The organism is Rouxiella sp. Mn2063 (assembly GCF_049319665.1).
Lineage (GTDB): Bacteria > Pseudomonadota > Gammaproteobacteria > Enterobacterales > Enterobacteriaceae > JBMOUD01.
The window spans coordinates 116,119-138,364 of record NZ_JBMOUD010000004.1 but is presented as its reverse complement, the minus strand read 5'-3'; the positions used below and the strand labels follow the sequence as shown (position 1 = coordinate 138,364).

15 protein-coding genes and 1 pseudogene are annotated in these 22,246 nt (G+C 47.1%); 12 read left to right on the top strand and 4 right to left on the bottom strand.

Annotated elements, in window-relative coordinates; genetic code table 11:
- Positions 1 to 86: 86 nt before the first annotated feature.
- Together ACL9RG_RS08135 and ACL9RG_RS08130 are read left to right on the top strand one after the other, a co-directional pair.
- Positions 87 to 1,520: pseudogene (locus ACL9RG_RS08135) on the top strand (IS1182 family transposase).
- 347 nt (positions 1,521 to 1,867) lie between these two features.
- Positions 1,868 to 2,401 carry a hypothetical protein gene (locus tag ACL9RG_RS08130; protein WP_422792094.1) on the top strand — a complete coding sequence of 178 codons (534 nt, stop codon included), beginning with the start codon at positions 1,868 to 1,870 and terminating at the stop codon, positions 2,399 to 2,401.
- Positions 2,402 to 2,814: 413 nt separating this feature from the next.
- Here ACL9RG_RS08130 and licT read toward each other — a convergent pair whose 3' ends face one another.
- The 3 genes from licT to ACL9RG_RS08115 form a co-directional block, all read right to left on the bottom strand.
- Entirely contained in the window at positions 2,815 to 3,642 is an 828-nt protein-coding gene (licT, locus tag ACL9RG_RS08125; protein ID WP_422792093.1) for a BglG family transcription antiterminator LicT, read from the bottom strand.
- 105 nt (positions 3,643 to 3,747) lie between these two features.
- Entirely contained in the window at positions 3,748 to 5,157 is a 1,410-nt protein-coding gene (locus ACL9RG_RS08120) for a glycoside hydrolase family 1 protein (RefSeq protein WP_422792092.1), read from the bottom strand.
- 34 nt (positions 5,158 to 5,191) lie between these two features.
- Entirely contained in the window at positions 5,192 to 7,069 is a 1,878-nt protein-coding gene (locus ACL9RG_RS08115; RefSeq protein WP_422792091.1) for a beta-glucoside-specific PTS transporter subunit IIABC, read from the bottom strand.
- A 331-nt stretch (positions 7,070 to 7,400) separates the two neighbouring features.
- Here ACL9RG_RS08115 and ACL9RG_RS08110 point away from each other — a divergent pair, with 331 nt between their 5' ends.
- The 7 genes from ACL9RG_RS08110 to ACL9RG_RS08080 all read left to right on the top strand — a co-directional run bounded on the left by ACL9RG_RS08110 (position 7,401) and on the right by ACL9RG_RS08080 (position 16,509).
- Entirely contained in the window at positions 7,401 to 8,177 is a 777-nt protein-coding gene (locus ACL9RG_RS08110; RefSeq protein WP_422792090.1) for a hypothetical protein, read from the top strand.
- Positions 8,178 to 8,526: 349 nt separating this feature from the next.
- Entirely contained in the window at positions 8,527 to 9,930 is a 1,404-nt protein-coding gene (locus ACL9RG_RS08105) for an MFS transporter (protein WP_422792089.1), read from the top strand.
- Positions 9,931 to 10,040: 110 nt separating this feature from the next.
- On the top strand, positions 10,041 to 11,066 hold the full coding sequence (locus ACL9RG_RS08100; RefSeq protein WP_422792347.1) for a LacI family DNA-binding transcriptional regulator: 1,026 nt from the start codon (positions 10,041 to 10,043) through the stop codon (positions 11,064 to 11,066).
- A gap of 6 nt (positions 11,067 to 11,072) precedes the next feature.
- Positions 11,073 to 12,056: a nucleoside hydrolase gene (locus ACL9RG_RS08095; protein ID WP_422792088.1), complete on the top strand. Its 984-nt coding sequence runs from the start codon at positions 11,073 to 11,075 to the stop codon at positions 12,054 to 12,056.
- A gap of 496 nt (positions 12,057 to 12,552) precedes the next feature.
- Positions 12,553 to 13,686 carry a porin gene (locus tag ACL9RG_RS08090; RefSeq protein ID WP_422792087.1) on the top strand — a complete coding sequence of 378 codons (1,134 nt, stop codon included), beginning with the start codon at positions 12,553 to 12,555 and terminating at the stop codon, positions 13,684 to 13,686.
- Between the two features lie 401 nt (positions 13,687 to 14,087).
- Complete coding sequence (locus ACL9RG_RS08085) at positions 14,088 to 15,218, top strand: porin (RefSeq protein ID WP_422792086.1); 1,131 nt, start codon at positions 14,088 to 14,090, stop codon at positions 15,216 to 15,218.
- 232 nt (positions 15,219 to 15,450) lie between these two features.
- Entirely contained in the window at positions 15,451 to 16,509 is a 1,059-nt protein-coding gene (locus tag ACL9RG_RS08080; RefSeq protein WP_422792085.1) for an NAD(P)H-dependent flavin oxidoreductase, read from the top strand.
- Positions 16,510 to 16,690: 181 nt separating this feature from the next.
- On the opposite strand, the gene ACL9RG_RS08075 is transcribed toward ACL9RG_RS08080, so the two are convergent.
- Positions 16,691 to 17,557, bottom strand: a complete 867-nt coding sequence (locus ACL9RG_RS08075; protein WP_422792084.1) for a LysR family transcriptional regulator — start codon at positions 17,555 to 17,557, stop codon at positions 16,691 to 16,693.
- 105 nt (positions 17,558 to 17,662) lie between these two features.
- Between ACL9RG_RS08075 and budA the strand changes: the two genes are divergently transcribed.
- The 3 genes from budA to ACL9RG_RS08060 all read left to right on the top strand — a co-directional run bounded on the left by budA (position 17,663) and on the right by ACL9RG_RS08060 (position 22,108).
- The gene (gene budA, locus ACL9RG_RS08070; protein ID WP_422792083.1) at positions 17,663 to 18,445 is read left to right on the top strand and encodes an acetolactate decarboxylase; all 783 of its coding nucleotides are present in this window, start codon (positions 17,663 to 17,665) and stop codon (positions 18,443 to 18,445) included.
- Between the two features lie 89 nt (positions 18,446 to 18,534).
- A complete protein-coding gene (alsS, locus tag ACL9RG_RS08065) occupies positions 18,535 to 20,211 on the top strand; it encodes an acetolactate synthase AlsS (RefSeq protein WP_422792082.1) in 1,677 nt (558 codons plus the stop codon).
- A 241-nt stretch (positions 20,212 to 20,452) separates the two neighbouring features.
- Positions 20,453 to 22,108 (top strand): dihydroxyacetone kinase subunit DhaK, encoded by a 1,656-nt coding sequence (locus ACL9RG_RS08060; protein ID WP_422792081.1) that lies wholly within the window; start codon positions 20,453 to 20,455, stop codon positions 22,106 to 22,108.
- Positions 22,109 to 22,246 lie beyond the last annotated feature (138 nt).

Sequence of the window (22,246 nt, the reverse complement as noted above, 5' to 3'; positions counted from 1 at the left end):
GATCAATCATTCTTGATAAACGCATGCAGAAACCTGTTTTATTTAATAAAATTAGAAGTATACGGTTAAATATTGCTGGTGCAGATATGACCCATCACATTAAAGGCCAGGGAAGACATCAGGTGACTTTACTCCCTGAAGCGCTGGATGATTTTGTCACCGAAGATAACCCTGTCAGAGTCGTTGATTTATTTGTAGATGGGCTACAGCTTGATTCTCTTGGCTTCGAGAGAGTTAATGCAAAGCAGACTGGGCGGCCCGGATATCATCCTGCGGTTATGCTGAAGTTGTACATTTATGGATACCTGAACCGCATTCAGTCCTCCCGCAGGTTAGAAAAAGAGGCTCATCGGAACGTTGAGCTGATGTGGTTGCTTGAGCGATTAACGCCTGACTTTAAAACCATTGCCGACTTCAGAAAAAATAACGGTAAAGGTATCAAAAATGCTTGTCGGGCCTTCATTGACCTCTGTCGGCAGATGCAGATGTTCACCGATGTGGTTGTAGCCATCGACGGCAGTAAATTCAAGGCGGTAAACAGCAAGCCGAATAATTTCACGCCTCAGAAAGCCAAAGACCATATTGAGCGGGTTGAGAAAAGTATCAATCATTACCTGAATAAGCTGGACGAAGCTGACAAGAGCACAGAGTCCGATGTCAGCACAAAGTTAACAGCAACTAAACTGGCATGGTTGCACAAGCGCTTACAGGAACTTCAGGAAATTCAACAAGCAGTCGCGCAACAACCAGACAAACAGCTGTCTTTAACTGATCCTGATTCCCGGTTAATGAAGACAAATAACATGAACCGGCAAATTTGCTACAACGTACAGACTGTTGTTGATGCCAAAAATCACCTGATTGTTGTGCATGAAGTAACAAATACCCCAGACCGCGGGCAGCTAGCTGCCGTGACAAAATTGACGCAAGGTGCTGTAGGCAAAACGGATATTACTGTACTGGCTGATAAAGGCTATTACAGCCGGAGTGATATTAAGGCTGCTCAGGAATTAGGTGCCGTGGCGTTAGTACCAAAAGGTGATACCTCTGGCGCGGACCGGAAAGGTCTTTTTAACCGTTCGTTGTTCTAATATGACAAGGAAAAAGACGTCTACATTTGCCCGGCGGGTAACGAGCTTCAGAACAGATTTACGATGGTTGAGGATGGGCAAATGTATTTTAACAATATCGCCTGTCACGATTGCAGTCAGCGCTCAAGGTGTACTACATCAAAACGCGATCCGAGACGTATAAGACGCTGGGTTCATGAAGCCGAAATGGAAGACATGCAGGCCAAGCTTGATGCTTCGCAACAAACAGCTATCGTGCGAAAGCAAACGGTAGAACACCCGTTCGGAACAATTAAAATGTGGATGGGGGCAACACATATCCTGATGCGACGATTTAAAAATGTCAGTACAGAAATCAGTCTGCATGTACTGGCTTATAACCTGAAAAGGATGATGTCAATCTGGGGGACTGAAGGACTGAGCATTAAGCTGCGAGAGCAATTCAACTAGCGGGGGAGTGACCGCTTTAACCCTTAATATCAAGCCATTAGAACTCAGTGCCAGGCCACAAAACCCTCGAAAAACCTCTCTATACAAATCACAGCGAATACTGTCAATATCAGGAATATTTTGCGCTCCTGGTCGGAGATAGTACTCAGATAATGAAAAAACGAGTTTTTACACAGTCTGCGCTCACAACGGACCTTGTGACCACACAGCTTGTCCGCTGCGTGCCAGAAGCGGACGTTGGCTTGAAGCGTCATTTTCTGTGATGCTCGCCAAGAGTAGCGGAGCTATAAAAAAACACTCTAGTCGGTATAATCTCTTTCATGTTTTTCTTTTCGATATCTAACACCATGAGCATGTCAGCATTACAACCGCAGATAGTTAAAGCAATGAAACCAAAACATGGAAAGGATTGGATGTTAGTCCGTGGAGACACGGTTTTCGTCCGCTTTTTAGCTCAAAATGATGATGGTAATTCTTTTGAAGTGCAGACACCAACGAGGCCCGAAGAGAGAATTCGCATAGGGGGTGGTTTGACTATCGGATACAAGCTGCCAGTAGACCAGAAGCTCCTTTTTTCGGTCGCTGAGACGTTAGCCCAAGAAAATCATCTTCAACCTGAGAATAAAGTAGACCGCTTTCAGAATAATTGTATCTCCATGTTTTCCATTACTATAGGTCACGGCAAAACTATACAAGATGAGGTCAACGAGGAATGGGTCACTCGCTTCTTTGAGCTCTTCGATGCTCATGGGATTTCGACGAATATTGTCGAACCTGGCATGGTCGATATTTATTCTGACCTAAGTGTTGAGGATGGCGAAGACGTTTATCTGAATGATGGTATGTACATGCGCCCGAACGGGACAATTTACGAACGTTGATAATGTAGGTGAGAAAGCATAAATCAATTCCCGGTTGATAGCCGGGGTATCACTTAACCATATCCGACAATTAGTCCAAGTAGCACCACTTCTTCAGGCGACTTTTCGTATTCATGCCCACTCTATGAGTTAGTTCGCCGCCACGCTCTGGACTTATTTCCTCTGCTTTCAGACGATCTGCTATCTCCTTCTCTCTTTATACATAGACAAAAGTCCGCACCTCGCTCTAAGCAGACTGTCAGATTTGATTGTGTGCTACAGGCGAAAACCGTCAGATCAAGTTTTAGCTAACACAGCAGATGTACTAGGTCCTGCTATCTGATCTTCAAGGCCATTTTACGACGCGAATACCTTTTCATGACAGCGGTTGTTAAAGACTGCTGGCCAGTAGTGACCCCATTCGACCATATCCTTCATCCCGCCTTGATCCGATTAATATGAATCGTCAAAAACAGGGTTTCGTCGGCCGTGAGCTGGCTGAGGGCGTTTTTCTCGACATAATCACCAATTTTCAGCGCGCAGAGATAAGCCTTGGGCATACCTTCTTTGATGCCGTCATAAATGCTTTTATCCTCGTGATCGACATTCTCACGCTTGAATAGGCGCAGCGTGAAGAATTTGAGATGGGTAATTAAGCGTTGATAATCCAGCGATGTCTCATCAAATGCAATGCGCAGGTCGTACTTGATGATATTCAATATATCTTTAATCATCCCGGCACTTTGCATGGTACTGCTCAGGTCTTTATTTTTGGCATTAGCCAGATGTAAGGCAATAAACCCGGCTTCGTCTTCCGGCAAGGTAATAGCGAGTTTGTGGTTAATTAATGCCAGTGCTTCCCTGGCGAGCGAGAATTCTACGGCGTAAAACTGTTTAATATCCCACAGTAGAAGGTTTTTTATCTCAATGCCTTTATTAAAGCGATGTACCGCAAAGCTAATATGATCGCTTAACGCGAAAAATAGACTTTCTTGCGCATCAATATTGAGTTTCTCTTGCGCCAACTGAATAATCTGCTGGGTCAGTAATAAGTATTCTGTGGGGATAGCGGAGGTAAGTTGCACAAGTACGTCGTTTAATTCATTACCCTTTTTAATGAACTGACTTTCGATATTAAGAGGCTCGACTGTATCGCCGCTATGTTTGCCAAAGCCAACCCCTCGGCCAATAGCGACCACTTCCTGACCGTTTTCTGTCGCCGCGATAATGGCGTTATTACTTAATATTTTGACGACTTTCATCAGGGTGATCCTATTGCCTACGAGGTCGAAACATCAAACAAACCGATGATGGCTTATTACCACACTTTCGCTGCCATCACCGGGGTAGATCTGCATGACTATCCTTTATAACGTATTGTATTTGATAACATCAGAGTACCAATAGGAGCTCAGCTTACGAATACGTTTGAGTTGTTTTAAATCGAACTCGTCGCGATCAACATAGATTAATCCATAACGTTTTGAGCAGCCTTGGTGTGTGGAAATTAAATCCAGTGCCGACCAAGGAGTATAGCCAAATATTTCAATGCCATCGGTGATGGCTAACTGCATTTGTTCGATATGCAGATATAAATAGTTGATGCGATAGGTGTCATTGATTTGGCCATTCTCATCGAGTTTATCAAAGGCACCTAAACCGTTTTCGGTGATCAGCAGTGGCAAATGGTAGCGATCGTAAATCTCGCGCAGCGTATTACGAAAACCAACCGGGTCCATCTCAATCCCAAATTCTGTACGGGGCAAGTAGGGATTCGATGCGCCGCGATGTACGCCATCTTCACCTGATTTGAGCAACTTATTTCCTCCGCGGATCACTTCGTCATGACCATCGCCGCGACTGGCTTCGACCGTCTGCGTGGTGTAGTAATTGAAGGCAATAAAATCGGGCTTAGCATTGCTCAGGATCTCCATATCACCGGGTAAGATCTCCGGCGTATAGCCTTTCTCTTGCATATAGCGCCATGCCATCACGTTATATTTGCCGTGTACCGCCATATCTAAATAGAGCCAGTTGCGAATGGCGTTGTAGTTGAATGCCGCCTGAATATCTTCCGGTTTGGCACTGGCAGGATAAATCAGCGAGATATTGGGTGCCGGGCCAATTTTCGCTTCTGGCACTTTGTCGTGTAAAGCACGCATGACTTTAGCTTGAGCGACCAGCATATGGTGGTTTTGCTGGTAGAGGATCTTTTTCTGGCTCTCCATGTTTGCATCCATGGTACCGAGTGAAACACCTTGTAAAATCATCAAGTTCTGTTCATTGATAGTGAGCCAATATTTTACCCTGCTGCCGTATTCATCAAACAATACGTCGGCATAACGAGCAAAAGCATCAATGGTTTTTCGATTGTACCAGCCGCCTTGTTCTTGCAGCGCTTGCGGCAAATCGAAATGGTACATGGTGACAATCGGCACAATGCCGTGGCGAAGAATTTCATCAATCAACTGATGGTAAAAATCGACCCCGGCCTGGTTAATCTCACCGCTGCCGTCTGGGATGATCCGTGTCCAGGCAATGGAAAATCGATAAGATTTCAAGCCAATTTCAGCAAACAGCGCGATGTCTTCTTTATAGCGATGGTAGTGATCGCTGGCGACGGTAAAATCCGTGGTGCCTTCGGGGTAAGGGTTGCGAGCATCAATGACTGACGGACCTTTGCCATCTTCATTCCACGCCCCTTCAACTTGATAGGCTGAGGTTGAGGCTCCCCATAAAAAATCATGTGGGAAGGGAGTAAGTTGACGATATTTCATAAGTTTCTCCTTTAATGTTTGCGCATCACTGCGCTCAAGATAAGGTCAGCAGAACATCGCCAGCTTTGGCGTCTGGGCTTATCGATTTCTGAAAAGTTTTATAGTCGTCTGAGTTGGTGATGATCACCGGCGTGATGCAGTCAAAGCCAGCTTGCTCAATGGCAGCTAGATCAAACTCGATCAGCAGATCACCGTATTTGACCTCCTGGCTCTCTGTGACATGCATGCGGTAGTGCTCACCGTTGAGTTTCACGGTGTCAAGACCGATGTGAATCAACACTTCTGCACCGCTATCGGACAAAATTTGCAGAGCATGACCCGAGTTAAAGGTTGCAGTAACGATGCCATTGACCGGCGCGTACACCTTGCCGTTTGCGGGTTGGATCGCAATACCATCGCCGACCACACCACTGGAAAACACTTTGTCATTAACCTGTTCGAGTGCGATCAAATGCCCTGCTATAGGCGATTTTATTTCTTCTCGTTGTCTCGTATGTAAAGTGGTAAGCGGCGTATATGTGGTGGATTGAGCAGGGGAGTCCGTGGGCGCTGGGGACGCTTCTTCATCCACAGGATCTTGGAAACCGATGACATAAGTCAGTAGCGCCGCTAAGACAAAGGAGATGGCGGTACCGATTAACAAGCCGGCAAAACCTTCGCCGTAAAAAATAGGCAGAGTGAGTAATCCTGAGATACCGGTCGCGATAGCCGCACTATTGGAATAACCCAACACGCCGCCGCCAATCCCTGCGGCAATGACGGCACAGATAAACGGCGTTTTTAATTTCAACGTCACACCGTATATCGCCGGTTCGGTAATACCGATTAAGGCGCTAATTAAGGCACTACCCGCCAGCGTCTTCATTTTTTTGTTTTTGGTTTTCAGCATCACACCTAATACCGCGCCGGCTTGGGCGATGACTGAGGGCAATGTGGCGGCTTTCATGACGCTGCGCCCACCGCTGGTGATGTCATTAATAATCACGGGGGTGAAAATCCAGTGCATGCCGAATATCACCAATACCTGATAAAGTGCGGCAAATAAGGCGCTGGCAATGACCGGGTTAACGTTATAAATAGTGATAAAGAACTTGGCGACTAACTCACTGGAATATAAACCTATAGGCCCGATAGTAAGCAGTGTTAACGGGACCATAATAACTAATAATAAGAAGGGGTTAAGTACATAACGCAAGGTTTCATGGATGTACTTATTAAACAGGTGCTCTAATTTGCACATCAGATAGATAGCGAGAATGATTGGTAAGACGGTAGCGCTGTATTTCATCATTACTACCGGAATACCAAAGAAAGTCACGTCAACCTGGCGAGCAAACAACTCTTGTAATGAGGGATAAACCAGTGCACCGGCAATAGCGATAGCAACAAAAATATTGCCCTCGAATTTTTTAGCCGCAGTAGCTGCGAGCATCAGAGGCAAGAAGTAAAAGGCGCTGTCGGAGGTGGCATGCAAAATAATATAGGTAGATTGGCTGGGGTTTAACCAGCCTTGTGTGATAGCGATGGTCAGTAAGCCTTTTAACATCCCGGCAGCTGCCATGGCACCAAGCAAAGGGGTGAAGATCGATGAGACGATATCAACCAGTTTGGCCAGAGGATTGGCGCGTTTTGTCGTTTCTTTTGGCGGTTGTGGATGAGCGCCGTCTTTTAATGAGGCTAATGGCAAGGCTTGATAAACCTCGGCGACGCGGTTGCCAATGACGACCTGAAACTGGTCAGCACTGTTGAGGGTGGTGATCACGCCATCGAGTTGCTCAATTGCCGCGACGTCCACCAGACGATCGTAGAATAACGAAAAGCGCAGGCGAGTGGCGCAATGCACCACATTTTTGACATTTTTCTCGCCGCCAACCAACCGCAGTAACTCGTTTGCTAATAAGCTGGTATCCATAGTGCTTCCCCTTATTCTCGATTTTTTGCTGAATTGCGGCCAAAAAAAAACCTGATTCGGGAAATGCCAATCATGGCACTCCTCGAATCAGGTTTCGCTCAGGTCACTAACCCGATTACGTCCTATTGATTGGTTATAGTTGTGGCTTAAATAAAATACAAGTGCCGGGAGGATCTTCTGTGATAAACATCATGTCGTGTTATTTTAACCTGAGGCAATTTTAGCTTGCTTCGTGAGTGGCTAGCTTTGCAAGCTACTGCTCATAGATTATTTTGGTTAGCGATAAATTATCCCGTTTATCGCCCGGCAGTTTGGTACAGGAGCACCGTTTATGAATATTGTTCTTATAAAAATGGTGGTGACGCCGGTGTTGATGCTCGCTATTTGTTTAGCTATGCGCCGGTGGGGGAGTTTTATTGGCGGCATATTGTCTGGTTTGCCGCTGACTTCTGGCCCGATTGTCATCTTTTTGACGATTGAGCAAGGCCGCCATTTTGCTGCGCAATCTGCCTCTGGGGCGCTATCGGGATTGAGTGCGGTATTACTGACGTACCTTTTTTACCTGGTGATAAGCCGTTTTATTCCCGTGCTGTTTACCTGCTTAATGGCGATTATTTTCTTCGCGCTGATGTCATTATTATTGTTGATGGTTAGTTCACCTGCTATAGCGATTATTATCAGTATGGCAGCGATTATGTTGATGGTGTATTTCACGCGGCAACAGGATGCTAGCGAGATTAAGACGCCGAAAGCTTCTGTTTGGGATATTCCTTTTCGTATGCTTACCTCAACCGTGATGCTATTTGTTATTACCAGTTCGGCGCATATTCTTGGGCCACAAATCAGCGGTATTTTAGCCCCCATCCCCGTTATTGCCTGGCCATTAACTGTCTTTGCACATGTGCATTCTGGTCGAAATGCCATGTTGGCGGTGATGCGCGGCAATGCAATTAGCGCTATTGGCGTGATCATATTTTATGAAATAGTTCGGGTGTTACTGCCCTCTGCTGGGTTGTTCAGCACCTTTGCATTGGCGTTGATCTCTGCGGTGGTGGTGACGTCATTACTGGCAGGGATTATTCATAGAACGACCAGAGCGTTAGCCTAGTTGTTGCTCTATAGCCAGGTGTTAAGACCGATGATTCAGCAAGATTAAGTGATGATTGTTTTTGGGTGAAAAATAGCCAATTGTCACATAAGTGAAATAAATCCTTTTTTATCAATAACCTAATAAATTTGGTTTATGACACTTTTATGAATATTCTCATTAGGCAAAATAATTGAATTGACCTATCTACGCGGGTAGATAATCATATGTACAGGACGAATCGTAAATATACCTTACGTTTTAAGTCTTCCTGGTATGACTAAGCCCAATGAGGAATAGCGTAACTGGTGAGGATGGAATGTGGGTATAACGCGCCAATATTAGCTTCAACACCAGGGGAACTTATAGAATGACGTCACTCGATAGCTCCGAAACTGACCGTGCTCCAATAGAGAGCTTGGCTGCAGAAGAGCGTCTGGCTACACCTGAAGGTCGTAAAGACTTTTGGCGTGCAACCGCATCATGTTGGCTGGGGACAGCGATGGAGTATGCAGATTTTGCGCTCTATGGCTTAGCCGCTGGCATAATATTTGGTGATGTATTCTTCCCTGAAGCAACTCCAACGATCGCCCTGTTATCCAGCTTTGCGACCTATTCAGTCGGCTTCATTGCGCGCCCTATTGGTGCGCTGTTGTTCGGAAGATTAGGAGACCGTAAAGGCCGGAAAGTGGTAATGATTACCACTATAAGCTTGATGGGCTTGTCCACAACACTGATTGGCGTGATTCCAAGTTATGCGTCAATCGGTGTTTGGGCCCCAGCCTGTCTGGTTGTACTTCGTTTTTTACAGGGGTTAGGTGCCGGAGCGGAGCTTTCCGGCGGCGCGGTGATGCTGGGGGAATATTCTCCAGCAAAAACACGCGGCTTGATCTCATCAATCATTGCTCTTGGTTCTAACAGTGGAACACTGCTTGCCGCAGGAGTATGGCTGCTGGTTTTGCAGATGGATAAGCAAACATTAGTTGCTTGGGGATGGCGCATACCTTTCTTGTGCAGTTTCCTGATAGCTGGTGCAGCTTTATATCTGCGTCGCCATATTCGTGATACGCCAGTGTTCGAGCGTCAACAGTTAGTATTAGAGCAACAGCGTCAAGAGGCTCTGGCTAGAGGGCCTCAACATCAGGAGCTAGTTGATAAACGTAGCTTCTGGCAGCGCAGTAAAGCGTTCTGGGTAATGATTGGCTTGCGTATTGGCGAGAATGGCCCATCTTACTTGGCTCAAGGCTTTATGATTGGTTACGTGGCCAAAGTGCTGATGGTGGATAAGTCGGTACCAACGATGGCGGTATTTATTGCGTCATTGCTTGGTTTCTTGATTATTCCGCTGTCAGGTTATCTCTCAGATCGCTTTGGCCGTCGTATTACTTACCGTTGGTTCTGCCTGTTACTGATACTTTATGCGTTCCCAGCTTTTATGCTGCTTGATACGCGTGAACCCGCTATCGTTATCGGCACTATTATTGTAGGCATGGCGTTGGCATCACTGGGTATTTTTGGTGTGCAAGCGGCATGGGGCGTTGAACTGTTTGGCGTCACTAATCGTTATACCAAGATGGCTGTAGCGAAAGAGCTTGGCTCGATTCTGTCCGGCGGCACGGCACCTCTGATTGCCTCAGCAATGCTGAGCTATACCGGACACTGGCTACCCATCGCTATCTATTTCGCTGTAATGGCGGGCATCGGCTTTATCACGACTTTCTTTGCACCTGAAACCCGCGGACGCGATCTTAATCTGCCGCAGGATGCTATCTGACTTTATTTACTAAAAACAGCATCTGCAATGAATAGCAGATGCTATGAACAGCGTTTATTACAAACCGGATTTGTCTAGCGCAGACTAAGTAGGTAAAGAACTTGACCACTATTCAGCCTCAGCGTGTTACACGTTCTGATGTCGCCCGTGAAGCGGGTACGTCAGTTGCAGTCGTTAGTTATGTGGTCAATAACGGGCCGCGCCCGGTTGCACCTGCAACTCGCCAGCGTGTACTCGATGCTATCAAAAAGACCGGCTACCGACCTAACGGTATCGCCCGCGCCTTGGCCTCTGGTACTACGCAAACTTACGGTCTGATTATTCCTAATATCTCCAACCCGTTCCTGTCTTCAATGGCCCACGCGTTACAGCGTGAAGCCTTTAGCAAGGGGCAGGTCTTGCTGCTGGCGGATTCTGGTGACGATCGTCAGCGCGAATTAGAACTTATCAATAACCTGTTGCACCGCCAGGTTGATGGCCTGCTGTATACCAGCGTTGACCGCCATCCCTATATCGAGCTTATCCAGGCCAGCGGTACGCCTTTCGTAATGCTGGATCGTGTCGATTTACCGGTAAGTGCCATTTTAGTCGATGAGCGCGCGGCGGCGTTTCAGGCAACGCATCATCTGATTGAGCATGGTTACCATGACATCGCAATTATTTGCGGGCCAATGGATATGCTCAATACTTCTGACCGGCTTAATGGCTGGCGCGATGCGATGCAACAGGCCGGTCTGAAGATTAATGAGGAGTGGATTTTTTCCACCTCTTATACCCGCCCGGGCGGGTATGCCGCGGCCCAAAATATGTTGCAAGGCCGTCTGCCGCAGGCGGTGTTTTGTACCAATGAATTACAAGCTTTTGGCTGTTTGCGGGCGATGGCAGAACGTGGTTTCTCTGCTCCTAAAGACATTGCTTTGGTCTGTTTTAACGGCACGATTGAATCAGAATTTAATGTGCCCTCTTTGACCACAGTGCGCCAGCCGATTGATCTGATGGCAAAAAATGCCATTGAAATGCTGCAAAACTGGAATGGTGAACCAACCTGTCGTGAATTTGCATTTTCACTGCAAATTGGTGAGTCCTGCGGTTGTCACAGCGATAACAAAGACCCGTCACTGACTATAAAAAGATAAAGATATATGCGTTTAATTATTGATTGTGACCCAGGAAATGGCATACCAGGTGCCAATGTTGATGATGGGTTAGCATTGGCGTTGGCGATTGCTGCGCCACAAATTGAGTTAGAGTTGATCACGACTGTGGCGGGTAATACTCCCAGTGAAGTAGGATATTCTGTTGCCCATGATTTGATACACCGCCTTGGATTATCTATCCCGATTGAGCGCGGTGCCTCTCAAGCGTTAGTTGAACCTGCCGAGCCTTGGCGTAATAAACTTGATAACGGTGCCGTTACTAGTGGCTTAGGTGGTTTATGGCAAGGCGTGGCTAAACCGCCATTGATTGCCTCGACAGCGCCGATGGCTGCACACGCGATGGGTAAATTGATTTGCGATAACCCTGGTGAAATTACGCTGGTTGCTATCGGTCCGTTAACCAACGTTGCTCACGCCATGCAGCTTTATCCCGATCTGGCTTCTTCTGTGGCGCAGATAGCCATTATGGGCGGGGTATTCAACGTGAATGGCTATCTGAAAGACACAAATTTTGGTATTGATCCCGAAGCGGCACATGTGGTGTTGACCAGCGGTGCCAATATTAAACTCTTACCGCTCGATGTGACGACGCAGACCCAAATGGTGCATGCTGATCTTGATCGTATCGAGAAGATCAATTCGCCGCTCAGCCGCTATCTGGTATCAACGTTACGCCCATGGATCGACTATTCTATGCAGACTCGTAAACTGCCAGGATGCTGGATCCATGATGCTTTAGTCGTGGCATCGTTGATCGATGAGAGCTTGGTAACGGGGACGGAATATTATGTCGATGTTGCATTGGAAGGGGCAATGACCCGAGGTTCTACTCTGCGCTACAACCCTGCTGAGTTACGCTTAAATATCGGCTTCCCTGCGCCTCTAGGCAAGCCGGTTAATGTATTACAGTCCGTGGATAATACCAGACTACTTGAACTGCTTTTTAGCAGCTTCCAGGCTTACCGTTAGTTCTTCCTCTTCAAGAGGTTAGCACCTCTGCCATCGTTAGCTGTTTGTGTGTGCGAGCGTTTACTGCTCGCACTACTTAGCTGATAGCGTCGTTTTTATTTCCTGCTTGCCTCATCACAAATCCCATATAAATGCTTTTATCTCTTTTGTGTTAAGTCATAAATTGTTAATTCAGATAATTAAAAGAGAGGTGATGATTACTCATAATAAAACTATTTTTACTGTTATTTTAAGTAATAAGATAAATATATTTTTTATTAAAATAATAAAAAGCAAGTAAGCGTTTTAGCTATAAATTACGAACGGATGAATTGTAATGTCGTGACAGGCCAGGTTTTTTATACACTCTTTGCTTGAGGCTAAATTTACTTTAGTTAGAGTCGCTTGTTTTATATCTCTCTAATTAATGTAGGGGGTGTTTTTATTCGCCTGCCTATTTAAATGTTTCCGTGTTGAATTCGCTATATTAACTCCAGGAACAAAAAGGCAGGGTTTTATGAATAAATTTACTACATCAATAATAATTGGTGGCGTTGTTCTGTCCATTTATTCTGCTAGTGCGCCAGCAGATATTATTCTTTTAGCAAAAGATCCCAAAAGGGATGCGCTATCAGCACCATTATCATTCAAAATTAGCGGGAGTATTCGCCCTGAATGGTCGTTTAATAACGACAATTCTTCTGATTATCATACTGGGCACGACGGTGGCAGCCGTTTTCGTTTCACTACTGACTATGCGCTTAGTCAACATACGTCAGTGGTTGGCTATTATGAGGTAGGAGTGGATATGGCCCATCTGCTGCATATGAATGGGCACTACGATAAACATCACAATGCGACAAATCAGCGCCAATTGTATGCAGGATTTAGTGACGATCGTTATGGCCGATTCACTCTGGGTCACCAATATGGCGTTTATTACTCGGTTATCGCCGGTAAAAGTGATATTTGGGATAATGATGCCCAAGCTGTGGGGGACGGTGTTGGGGTGGGCAGTAACTATGATGGCAGTAGCCGCCCAAAACGCAGTCTTAAATATACTAATGTTTTTGGCCCGGTCACGCTGTATGCCGATTATTTGCTACCACAGGATAAATACCCACTCAGCTCAGGTTTTTATTATCGCCGTACTCGCGGTGGAGGACTTGGTTTGGATTATAAAATTAACCAAGATTTGACGTTGGGGCTGGCCTATAATCTGACTGCTGCAACTATCAGTAATATGGCTAACCGTAGTAAAAAATACCACCAGCAATTGTCCGGCGCTGCATTTACCTGGACGCCTAATAATTGGTATGTCGCAGGAACGGCGAGTTACTACAAAGATTTTGTACCCAGTAAACGTCAACGAAGGGTATCTAAATACTTCGCAGGTAGCGGTTACGGCATTGAGGGTTTTGTCGGCTATACCGTTAATATTGATAAGCCTTATCTTAAATTTATTCAGCCTTATGTCGCCGCAGACTCTTTACGCCTGAAAGGTGATGAGGATTATCATGCCAGCCATACGTATGTTGGGGTCGATGCGACGGTCGGTTACGGCTTCTCGATATACGTTGAACGTACTTTTGCCACAAAAAATGATCGGACGCCAGATCAGACCTTTGTCACTTTATTTTATGATTTCTAGTCTCATAAAACGCCATGTTATTAAAATGTTGAGAATATAATCAGGTGTATATAATCAAGTGAGTTAATTTATTTCAGGCGTAATTTTGGCGTTTCCAGCCGTAATAGAATTATCATTATTTGTTATTAATTATTTCACAATTGAACTTTCTTGAATGCCCGGTTTGATTTAAAAATGACCGCAACGGGCATAAAACAACCCTGCGTTTGTTTTTTTATTTCAAATAGTTACGTATTGAAATATTAATGGATGATTTGCGAGCGATAATATTGCAGTGTGGTGACAAGCCTCGCTGAATTTATTCTTTTCCGCCTGACCCGGCTATGTTAAATCTCTGTCAGTGGCGAAATGCCACGTTTAATCAAGAAACAAAATAATAAAACAAAAGACAGGGTGATTTTATGAGCAAGTTTACTACATCAATGATGATTGGCGGCGTGGTTTTATCCGCGCTGTCTGCAAATGCGCAGGCTGCGATTACAGTTTTAGATAAAAATCCTCAGAGCAACTCTTTGTTGGCTCCTCTGAGCCTGACCGTCGGCGGAAGTATCCGTCCTGAGTGGTCATTTAATAACAATGGCAAAGGTGATGCCCGTAAAGGTCACGATGGCGGTTCTCGTTTCAAGTTCGGCGCTGACTACAAGCTCGACGATCACACTTCTTTCATCGGCTATTATGAGCTGGGTGTAAACATGGCTCATCTGCTGGGCATGGATGGTCGTTATCCAGAAGGCAGCAATATCAAGAACAAGCGTCAATTATACGCAGGTGTTAAAGACGACCGTTTCGGTACCTTGACCTATGGTCAACAATACGGTGTTTATTATTCTGTCATCGGGATTAAAAGTGACGTTTGGGATAACGATGGTCTTGCCTCTGGCGATTCTATGGGGATCAACCCTAGCTATGATGGCGGTGGCCGTGCGAAGAACAGTATCAAATATACCAACGATTTTGGCCCAGTAACGCTGACGGCTAACTATCTGTTGCCACAAAGTGAACTTCCTGATGGGAGCGGTTTGAACTACCGTCGTACTAACGGTGGTGGCTTGGGTCTGGATTATAAAATTACTAAAGACCTGACCTTGAGCGGTGCATACAGTCTGACTGATGCTTACATGAAAGATGCTGGTAATAACGAGAAAGAGTATCACCAGCAGCTGTCTGGTACCGCGTTGACCTGGACACCGAACAACTGGTATTTGGTGACGACTGCCAGCTACTACAAAGATTTCATACCAAGCCAGCATACGACTTTAAGTCGTTACTTCGCGGGTAGCGGCTATGGCCTGGAAGCGTTCGGTGGCTATACCTTCAACATCGACAAGCATTACCTGAAATCTATCCAGCCTTACGTTGCGGTTGACTCCTTACAGCTGAAAGGCCAAGACGATTACCATGCGAACCACACTTACGTGGGTGTGGGTACCACCATTGGTTACGGTCTGTCTGTGTATGTTGAGCGTACCTTCACAGCATCAAGCGATAAGCAGCCAGATCAAACCTTCGTTACCGTGTTCTACGATTTCTAATCCTGGATTTATCGGATAGCGTCAAAGGCCAGTGCAGCAATGCACTGGCTTTTTTATATCCGTGATATTCCGCCAATATCCTCTCTCGTCGCAATATTTGCTGTTTTCAAAAACTCCTCCGCTGCGGCGTCGTTGATCTTTCATGTTCATTTGGCGAACGGCGTTGATCTTTATGTCTGGGTAAGAGATTTTATGAACCACCCTACATTGAGTTCAAGCAGGTATAAGAAAAATGAAAACCGCGTTGTGTAAAACTCTTAATTTGCAGTATCCGTTGGTACAGGCTCCGATGGCTGGCGTATCGACGCCTGAGCTTGCCGCCGCGGTGAGTAATGCTGGTGGACTGGGTTCTATCAGCGTGGGCGCGTCTACGCCGGAACAAGCGGAGGCGATGATCAAAAAAACGCAGTCGCTAACCTCTGGGCCGATTAATGTAAATGTGTTTTGTCACGGGGCGGTACAACGAAACGAACCATTGGAGCAGAAATGGATACAGCGTTTTGCCGGGCTTTTTAGTCGCTATAAGGCTGCATTACCCGTCGAGTTGTCTGAAATTTACCAGACGTTTCATGATAATCAACGCATGTTAGCGGTGTTGTTGGCCTTGCGCCCTGATGTGGTGAGTTTTCACTTTGGGTTGCCATCCGCCGCCTTTATTGCGCAGCTAAAAGCGCAAGGCATTATCACTTTTGCCACGGCAACCGATCCGCGTGAAGCGCAGTTGATTGCCGAAAGTCAGATCGATTTTATTGTGGCGCAGGGCTATGAAGCGGGCGGGCATCGTGGCCAGTTTGATTTACACGATGACGATCGACAGATGAGCACCTTTACTCTGGTACAGGCGATAAAGAAGGTGACCTCGACGCCAGTTATTGCCGCAGGCGGCATTATGGATGGTGCAGGCATCGCGGCGATGCTGGCGCTGGGAGTCGCTGGCGTGCAGATGGGTACCGCTTTTGTATTATGTCCAGAGTCTGCTGCCAATGACGCCTATCGTGAAGCTTTACGTAGCGAACAAGCCACTAATACGCAGATGATATCGGCTATCTCTGGTCGGCCGGCCCGCTGTCTTGATAATGATTTCTGTCGTTTTTCTCGTGATATCGCCAAAGAGAATATTCCTCCTTATCCATTGACCTACGCATTAGGAAAAGCGCTTGCCAGCGCGGCCGCCGCCAAAGGGGATCATGGATACGGTGCCCAGTGGGCCGGGCAAGGCGCAGCACTGATTCGCGAAATGCCCGCCGCTGAATTGGTCAATACATTGATCAACGAGTGGCAGGCCATATAAAGGAAAGGTGTTCTTGATGAGGTTCAGGGAAGCTATTCAAGTATCCGTTGACCTTCAATCTTTTGACTCTTAATAGCGTATCTTGCCGTGTGCGTTCGGCTATGCTGATATATTCTCGTTTATTAACAAGCGGCCGAACCTGCACCAAACCTGTAAATGTGATGTGGATGCCACATCGTATTTACAGCAAATTTAACATGGGTTGTGCCGCTTTGCTGTGCCGTCGCCAGGCTAGTGCGACTTGTGTCTTCAGCGCAATGTCTTTTATTGGCAAAAAGGTGACATGGCCTTGATCGATTTTGCTCAATGATGCCGGGACGATAGCGTAACCGAAGCCGGTGGCAACCATGCTAATTGCCGAGGTCACTTGCGGGGATTGTTGGCCTAAAATTGGTGTGAATCCGGCTTCCATGCAAGCATTGATAATGCTGCTGTATAAACCTGGTGCGACATCTTGTGGGAAGGTGATCAGTGTTTCATGCTGAAGTTCAGCTAAGGCAATGCTGTCGTTTTGACTCAGCGGATGCCCGTTGGGTAAAGCTACCAGCATCTCTTCGTTATCAATCACCTGATAGCTGAATTCCTGGCTGCGTTGGCAGGGTAAACGTATAAACGCCACGTCCACTTTGCTTTCCCCTAATGAAGTTAACAGCGTCGACATGCCTTGTTCGCTCGGGTGTAACTCAACGTCGGGATGGGATTCGCGATAACGATGCAGCAAAGAAAATACTTGTGGATTAAACGCGGTAGAACCTGCAAAACCAATTCTTAACACCCCCCTCATTCCGCGAGCGATGCTGCGGGCACGTTCAGCGGCGGCATCGCTTAACGACAAAATCTGGCAGGCATCTTGAAATAAGCTTTCTCCGGCAGGCGTCAGTTCGATGCTACGAGTCAGGCGTTTTAACAACGGCGCACCGATTTCATGTTCTAGCCGCTGGATCTGTTGGCTAAGGGGAGGCTGGGAAATACCCAGCTGTTCTGCGGCGCGGGTAAAATTGCCCGCTTGGGCGACCGTGACGAAATAGCGAAGATGGCGCAGTTCCATATCAAAAACGTCTCAAAGAGTATAGATGTCTATATTGGAACTGTGAACTGAATGGAGTCAACATCTAATAAGAAATGGTTAAACAATTCTTATTGGAGCCTTACCATGAAATCCCATCTTCACGGCTGTTCTTGTGTGGAAAATATCGCCAAAAGTGCCATGCGTTACCAACAAGAACACCCGGAGAGCGTTATTTATCAAGTCTCATTGATGAGCGCGCTACTCAGTGGCGTTTATGAAGGCAATACCACCATGACCGAGCTGCTTGAGCACGGTGACTTCGGTCTGGGGACATTTAACGACCTTGACGGTGAGCTGATAGCCTTCGACAGCAATATCTTCCAACTGCGTGCAGATGGCACCGCGCGCCGTGCAGCGCCCGATCAGAAAACCCCTTTCGCCGTGATGACTTTCTTTAATCCAACCGACGAATACCACATTGATCGTTTGCATAGTCGCGAAGAGATCCACCAAATCATTGATGAGCATGTTCGCAGTGACAATCTGTTCTGTGCCTTGCGTATCGAAGGTAATTTCAGTCTGGTTGATACCCGCACAGTACCAAAGCAAACCCGTCCTTATAAGCCGATGTTACAGGCAGTAGAACAGCAGCCAATTTTCCATATTAAAGCGCGTGAAGGCGTGCTGATTGGCTTCCGTACCCCTGAGTATATGCAAGGGGTCAACGTGGCGGGTTACCACGAACATTTTATTACTGACCAGCGTGAAAGCGGCGGCCATGTGCTGGATTACCAAGTGCTAAGCGGAAAACTGACCTTCGGCACTATTGAAAAACTGATCGTTGATTTCCCGAAAGACCAAGATTTTAAAAACGCCGATTTATCGCCTGAAAACCTCAACGAAGCCATCCGTGCCGTTGAAAGCTAATCCTTGAAATGCAGGCTATTAAAATCACGCGTTATTAAAAGCTAATGCTGCTGAGTGACAAGCAAATTCTATTTTAGAGAGACCAAGCAATGAAAAATCCTGAACAAAACAAAGAGTGGAAATGTGGTGCGGATCTGGTTGTCGCGCAATTAGAAGCACAGGGCGTAAAACATGTCTTTGGGATCCCGGGCGCAAAAATCGACCGCGTCTTTGATTCACTCGTGGATTCTTCAATTATCACCGTGCCTGTGCGTCATGAAGCCAATGCTGCTTTTATGGCAACGGCGGTCGGGCGTTTAACCGGTAAAGCTGGGGTGGCGTTGGTGACCTCTGGGCCTGGTTGTTCGAATTTGGTAACTGGCGTAGCAACGGCTAACTCCGAAGGCGATCCGATGGTGGCGTTAGGTGGGGCGGTAAAACGCGCTCATCACCTCAAACAAGTCCACCAGACAATGGACACCGTCAGCATATTTAAACCGGTAACTAAATATTCGGCAGAAGTGACCTCGCCATCGGCGATATCCGAAGTGCTGGCTAACGGTTTCCGCGCCGCAGAGTTTGGCCGTCCTGGCGCGGCATTTATCAGCCTGCCGATGGATATCGTTAATGAACCGGCCTATGGTCATGCACTGACTGTTCGCCCACCGACATTAGGTAGCGCGCCGCTCTCTTCAGTACGTGAAGTGGCGGATGCGTTGGAAAAAGCGAAAAATCCGGTGTTGTTGTTGGGATTAATGGCCAGCCAGCCACGTAATGCCGAAGCGATTCGCCGCCTGTTAGCAAAAAGCAAACTGCCAGTAACCAGTACTTATCAGGCCGCAGGTGTTATCGATCAAGAGCACTTTACCCGTTTTGCTGGCCGCGTTGGCCTGTTTAACAATCAGGCGGGTGACCGCTTGTTGCAACAGGCTGACTTAGTCGTGACCATCGGTTATAGCCCGGTTGAATACGAACCAGAAAAATGGAGTAATGGCAGCGCTGAATTGGTACATATTGATGTGATGCCAGCTGAAGCCGATAGCGACTATCAGCCTGATGTTGAACTGATTGGGGACATCGCTGATACCATTGATTTACTGACAGATCTGGTGCCGCGAGCGTTTGAACTAAGCACCACCTCGGCTTCTATTCTTGCCGATCGCAGTGAACAACGTCGGTTGTTGGCACAGAAAGGCCAAAATTTGTCTCAGTTTGCGATTCACCCGTTACGTTTGGTGCGTGCGATGCAGGATATCGTCAACAGCGATGTCACCCTGTGCGTAGATATGGGCAGCTTCCATATCTGGATTGCCCGCTACTTATATAGCTTCCGTGCGCGTCAGGTATTGATCTCTAATGGTCAACAAACCATGGGCGTCGCGCTGCCTTGGGCGATTGGCGCAGCCTTGGTTGATCCAAGCCGTAAAGTGGTATCGGTGTCGGGCGACGGTGGTTTCATGCAATCGAGCATGGAGCTGGAAACGGCGGTGCGTCTTGGCATCAATATGCTGCATATTATCTGGGTGGATGAAGCCTATAACATGGTGGCAATCCAGGAAGAGAAGAAATACAACCGTACCTCAGGCATTCAATTTGGTCCGATTGATTTCAAAGCTTATGCCGAAGCCTTTGGCGCTAAAGGCTTTTCGGTGACCTCATCTGAAACGCTGGAATCAACGCTGCGTGCGGCGATGGATGTGCAAGGCCCTGCGGTGGTTGCTATCCCGGTTGACTACAGCGATAACGCGTTGCTGATGAGTCAACTGAATATGTCACAGATTTTCTGATTAGGCTCACAAGCTAGGTTTTCCCTTCTGATAATTATTCACCCGACGGCTAGTATTAATCGTCGGGTGACCTGTCTTATTTTTCTCTCGATGTTTCTTGCCCAGTTAGCAATGTCTGGTTGTTATCAATCAGATGGTTTTCGCTCTTCCAGGCAACCCGGTCGTTTTCCGCCGTGCTATCTTTTCTTCGTTATATTTGGATAACTGATGACTTCATGCAAACGCTAAAGGATCCGAGGCTATGTCTACATTTTTTATGAATGACCGCAAGAATCTGATTAATGATGTGATTGAAGGGGCGATACTCACATCACCCTTTAAGAATCTGGCCAAGCTGGATGCGGATACGGCAATTCGAGTGGTGGTGCGTAGCGATTGGGATAAGAAAAAGGTCGCGTTGATCTCCGGCGGTGGCTCCGGCCATGAACCTGCACACGTTGGTTTTGTCGGTAAAGGCATGTTGACCGCGGCAGTATGCGGTGATGTTTTTGCTTCTCCTAGTGTGGATGCGGTACTCAGTGCGATTGTGGCAGTAACCGGCAAAGCGGGCTGTCTGTTGATCGTCAAAAACTACACCGGCGATCGCCTGAACTTTGGTTTGGCGGCTGAGAAAGCCAAAACTCTCGGTTACGACGTTGAACTGGTGATGGTGTCTGACGATATCTCCTTGCCAGATAACAAGCAGCCACGCGGTATTGCGGGAACAGCATTGGTGCATAAAATTGCCGGTTATGCCGCCGAACATGGACAGAGCTTGCAACAGGTTACCGAATTTGCTCAGCAGGCGATTGCAGCAACCCGCAGCATTGGCGTGGCGATGACCGGTTGCCACTTGCCGGGCGATGTTGCTGACGACGATGGGGCATCGCGCATTGCTAACGGCCATGTCGAGCTGGGATTAGGTATTCACGGCGAGCCGGGCGTGTCGATCATCAAGACGCACAACAGTAAAAAAATCATCGCCAAAATGGTCGAGAAGCTACAAGCGTCGTTGAAGAAAAAAGACAAACTGGCGGTGCTGGTGAACAATTTAGGCGGCGTTTCTCCGCTAGAAATGAGCCAGATCACTAAAGAGTTAGTGCATTCCGACCTGGAACCGGCCATTCGTTATCTGATTGGCCCGGCGGCGTTAGTCAGTGCATTGGATATGAAAGGTTTCTCCTTGTCAGCTATTGTGCTGAACAAAGCTTTTGAGCAGGCACTGCTGGCCGAGGTCGAAGTGGCCGGATGGCAGCCGTTGGTGAAGCTGCAGGCATTACCTACTGTGAAAGCCAAAAAAATTGCCGAGAAAGGCAAAGTAAAAGCCTCGGCTAACAAGCAGGTCGGCGAAATTGTGGCAACGGTCGCCAAAACGTTGGTTGGACTGGAAGGTGAGCTGAATAAACTCGATGCTAAAGTGGGCGATGGCGATACCGGTTCGACGTTTGCTTCAGGAGCGAAAGATGTGCTGGATCTGCATAAAGAGAAAAAATTACCGTTAAACGATCTGGCCGCATTATTTAACGTTATCGGCGATCGTCTGGCGACGGTGATGGGCGGTTCTAGCGGCGTATTAATGTCTATCTTCTTTACTGCAGCCGGACAAAAAGTCAGTGAAGGTAGCGAGTTGTCCGAGTCCTTACTGTTTGGGCTAGCCAGAATGAAACATTACGGCGGCGCGGATCTGGGCGATCGTACCTTGATCGATGCCTTGCAACCGGCGCTTGAGGCTCTGCACCATAAACCAGGTGATATAAAAGCGGCGGCGGCAGCGGCAGCCAAAGGGGCGAAGGCCACCTCAACGATGAAGAAAGCCAACGCGGGTCGCTCATCTTACCTGAGCAGCGCGAGCTTAAAAGGCGTGAAAGATCCGGGGGCGGTTGCCATTGAAGAGGTCTTTGCGGCATTAGCTAAGTAAAACCATCATACTTGACGTTGCCTGCGGTTACTTACCCGAATCACTTACCTAAGTAAGCTCATCGGGATGTATTCCCTTGCCGCCTTGATGCAACGCCAATTATTTTGGGTATAAACCCTGTCATACCTAATAATGGCC

Bases quoted from the DNA above. Each gene is read 5' to 3' on its own strand.
- ACL9RG_RS08120 (WP_422792092.1), bottom strand. From the start codon at position 5,157: ATGAAATATCGTCAACTTACTCCCTTCCCACATGATTTTTTATGGGGA.
- ACL9RG_RS08095 (WP_422792088.1), top strand. From the start codon at position 11,073: ATGCGTTTAATTATTGATTGTGACCCAGGAAATGGCATACCAGGTGCC.
- licT (WP_422792093.1), bottom strand. From the start codon at position 3,642: ATGAAAGTCGTCAAAATATTAAGTAATAACGCCATTATCGCGGCGACA.
- ACL9RG_RS08060 (WP_422792081.1), top strand. From the start codon at position 20,453: ATGTCTACATTTTTTATGAATGACCGCAAGAATCTGATTAATGATGTG.
- ACL9RG_RS08075 (WP_422792084.1), bottom strand. From the start codon at position 17,557: ATGGAACTGCGCCATCTTCGCTATTTCGTCACGGTCGCCCAAGCGGGC.
- ACL9RG_RS08115 (WP_422792091.1), bottom strand. From the start codon at position 7,069: ATGGATACCAGCTTATTAGCAAACGAGTTACTGCGGTTGGTTGGCGGC.
- ACL9RG_RS08090 (WP_422792087.1), top strand. From the start codon at position 12,553: ATGAATAAATTTACTACATCAATAATAATTGGTGGCGTTGTTCTGTCC.
- budA (WP_422792083.1), top strand. From the start codon at position 17,663: ATGAAATCCCATCTTCACGGCTGTTCTTGTGTGGAAAATATCGCCAAA.
- alsS (WP_422792082.1), top strand. From the start codon at position 18,535: ATGAAAAATCCTGAACAAAACAAAGAGTGGAAATGTGGTGCGGATCTG.
- ACL9RG_RS08080 (WP_422792085.1), top strand. From the start codon at position 15,451: ATGAAAACCGCGTTGTGTAAAACTCTTAATTTGCAGTATCCGTTGGTA.
- ACL9RG_RS08110 (WP_422792090.1), top strand. From the start codon at position 7,401: ATGAATATTGTTCTTATAAAAATGGTGGTGACGCCGGTGTTGATGCTC.
- ACL9RG_RS08105 (WP_422792089.1), top strand. From the start codon at position 8,527: ATGACGTCACTCGATAGCTCCGAAACTGACCGTGCTCCAATAGAGAGC.
- ACL9RG_RS08130 (WP_422792094.1), top strand. From the start codon at position 1,868: ATGAGCATGTCAGCATTACAACCGCAGATAGTTAAAGCAATGAAACCA.
- ACL9RG_RS08085 (WP_422792086.1), top strand. From the start codon at position 14,088: ATGAGCAAGTTTACTACATCAATGATGATTGGCGGCGTGGTTTTATCC.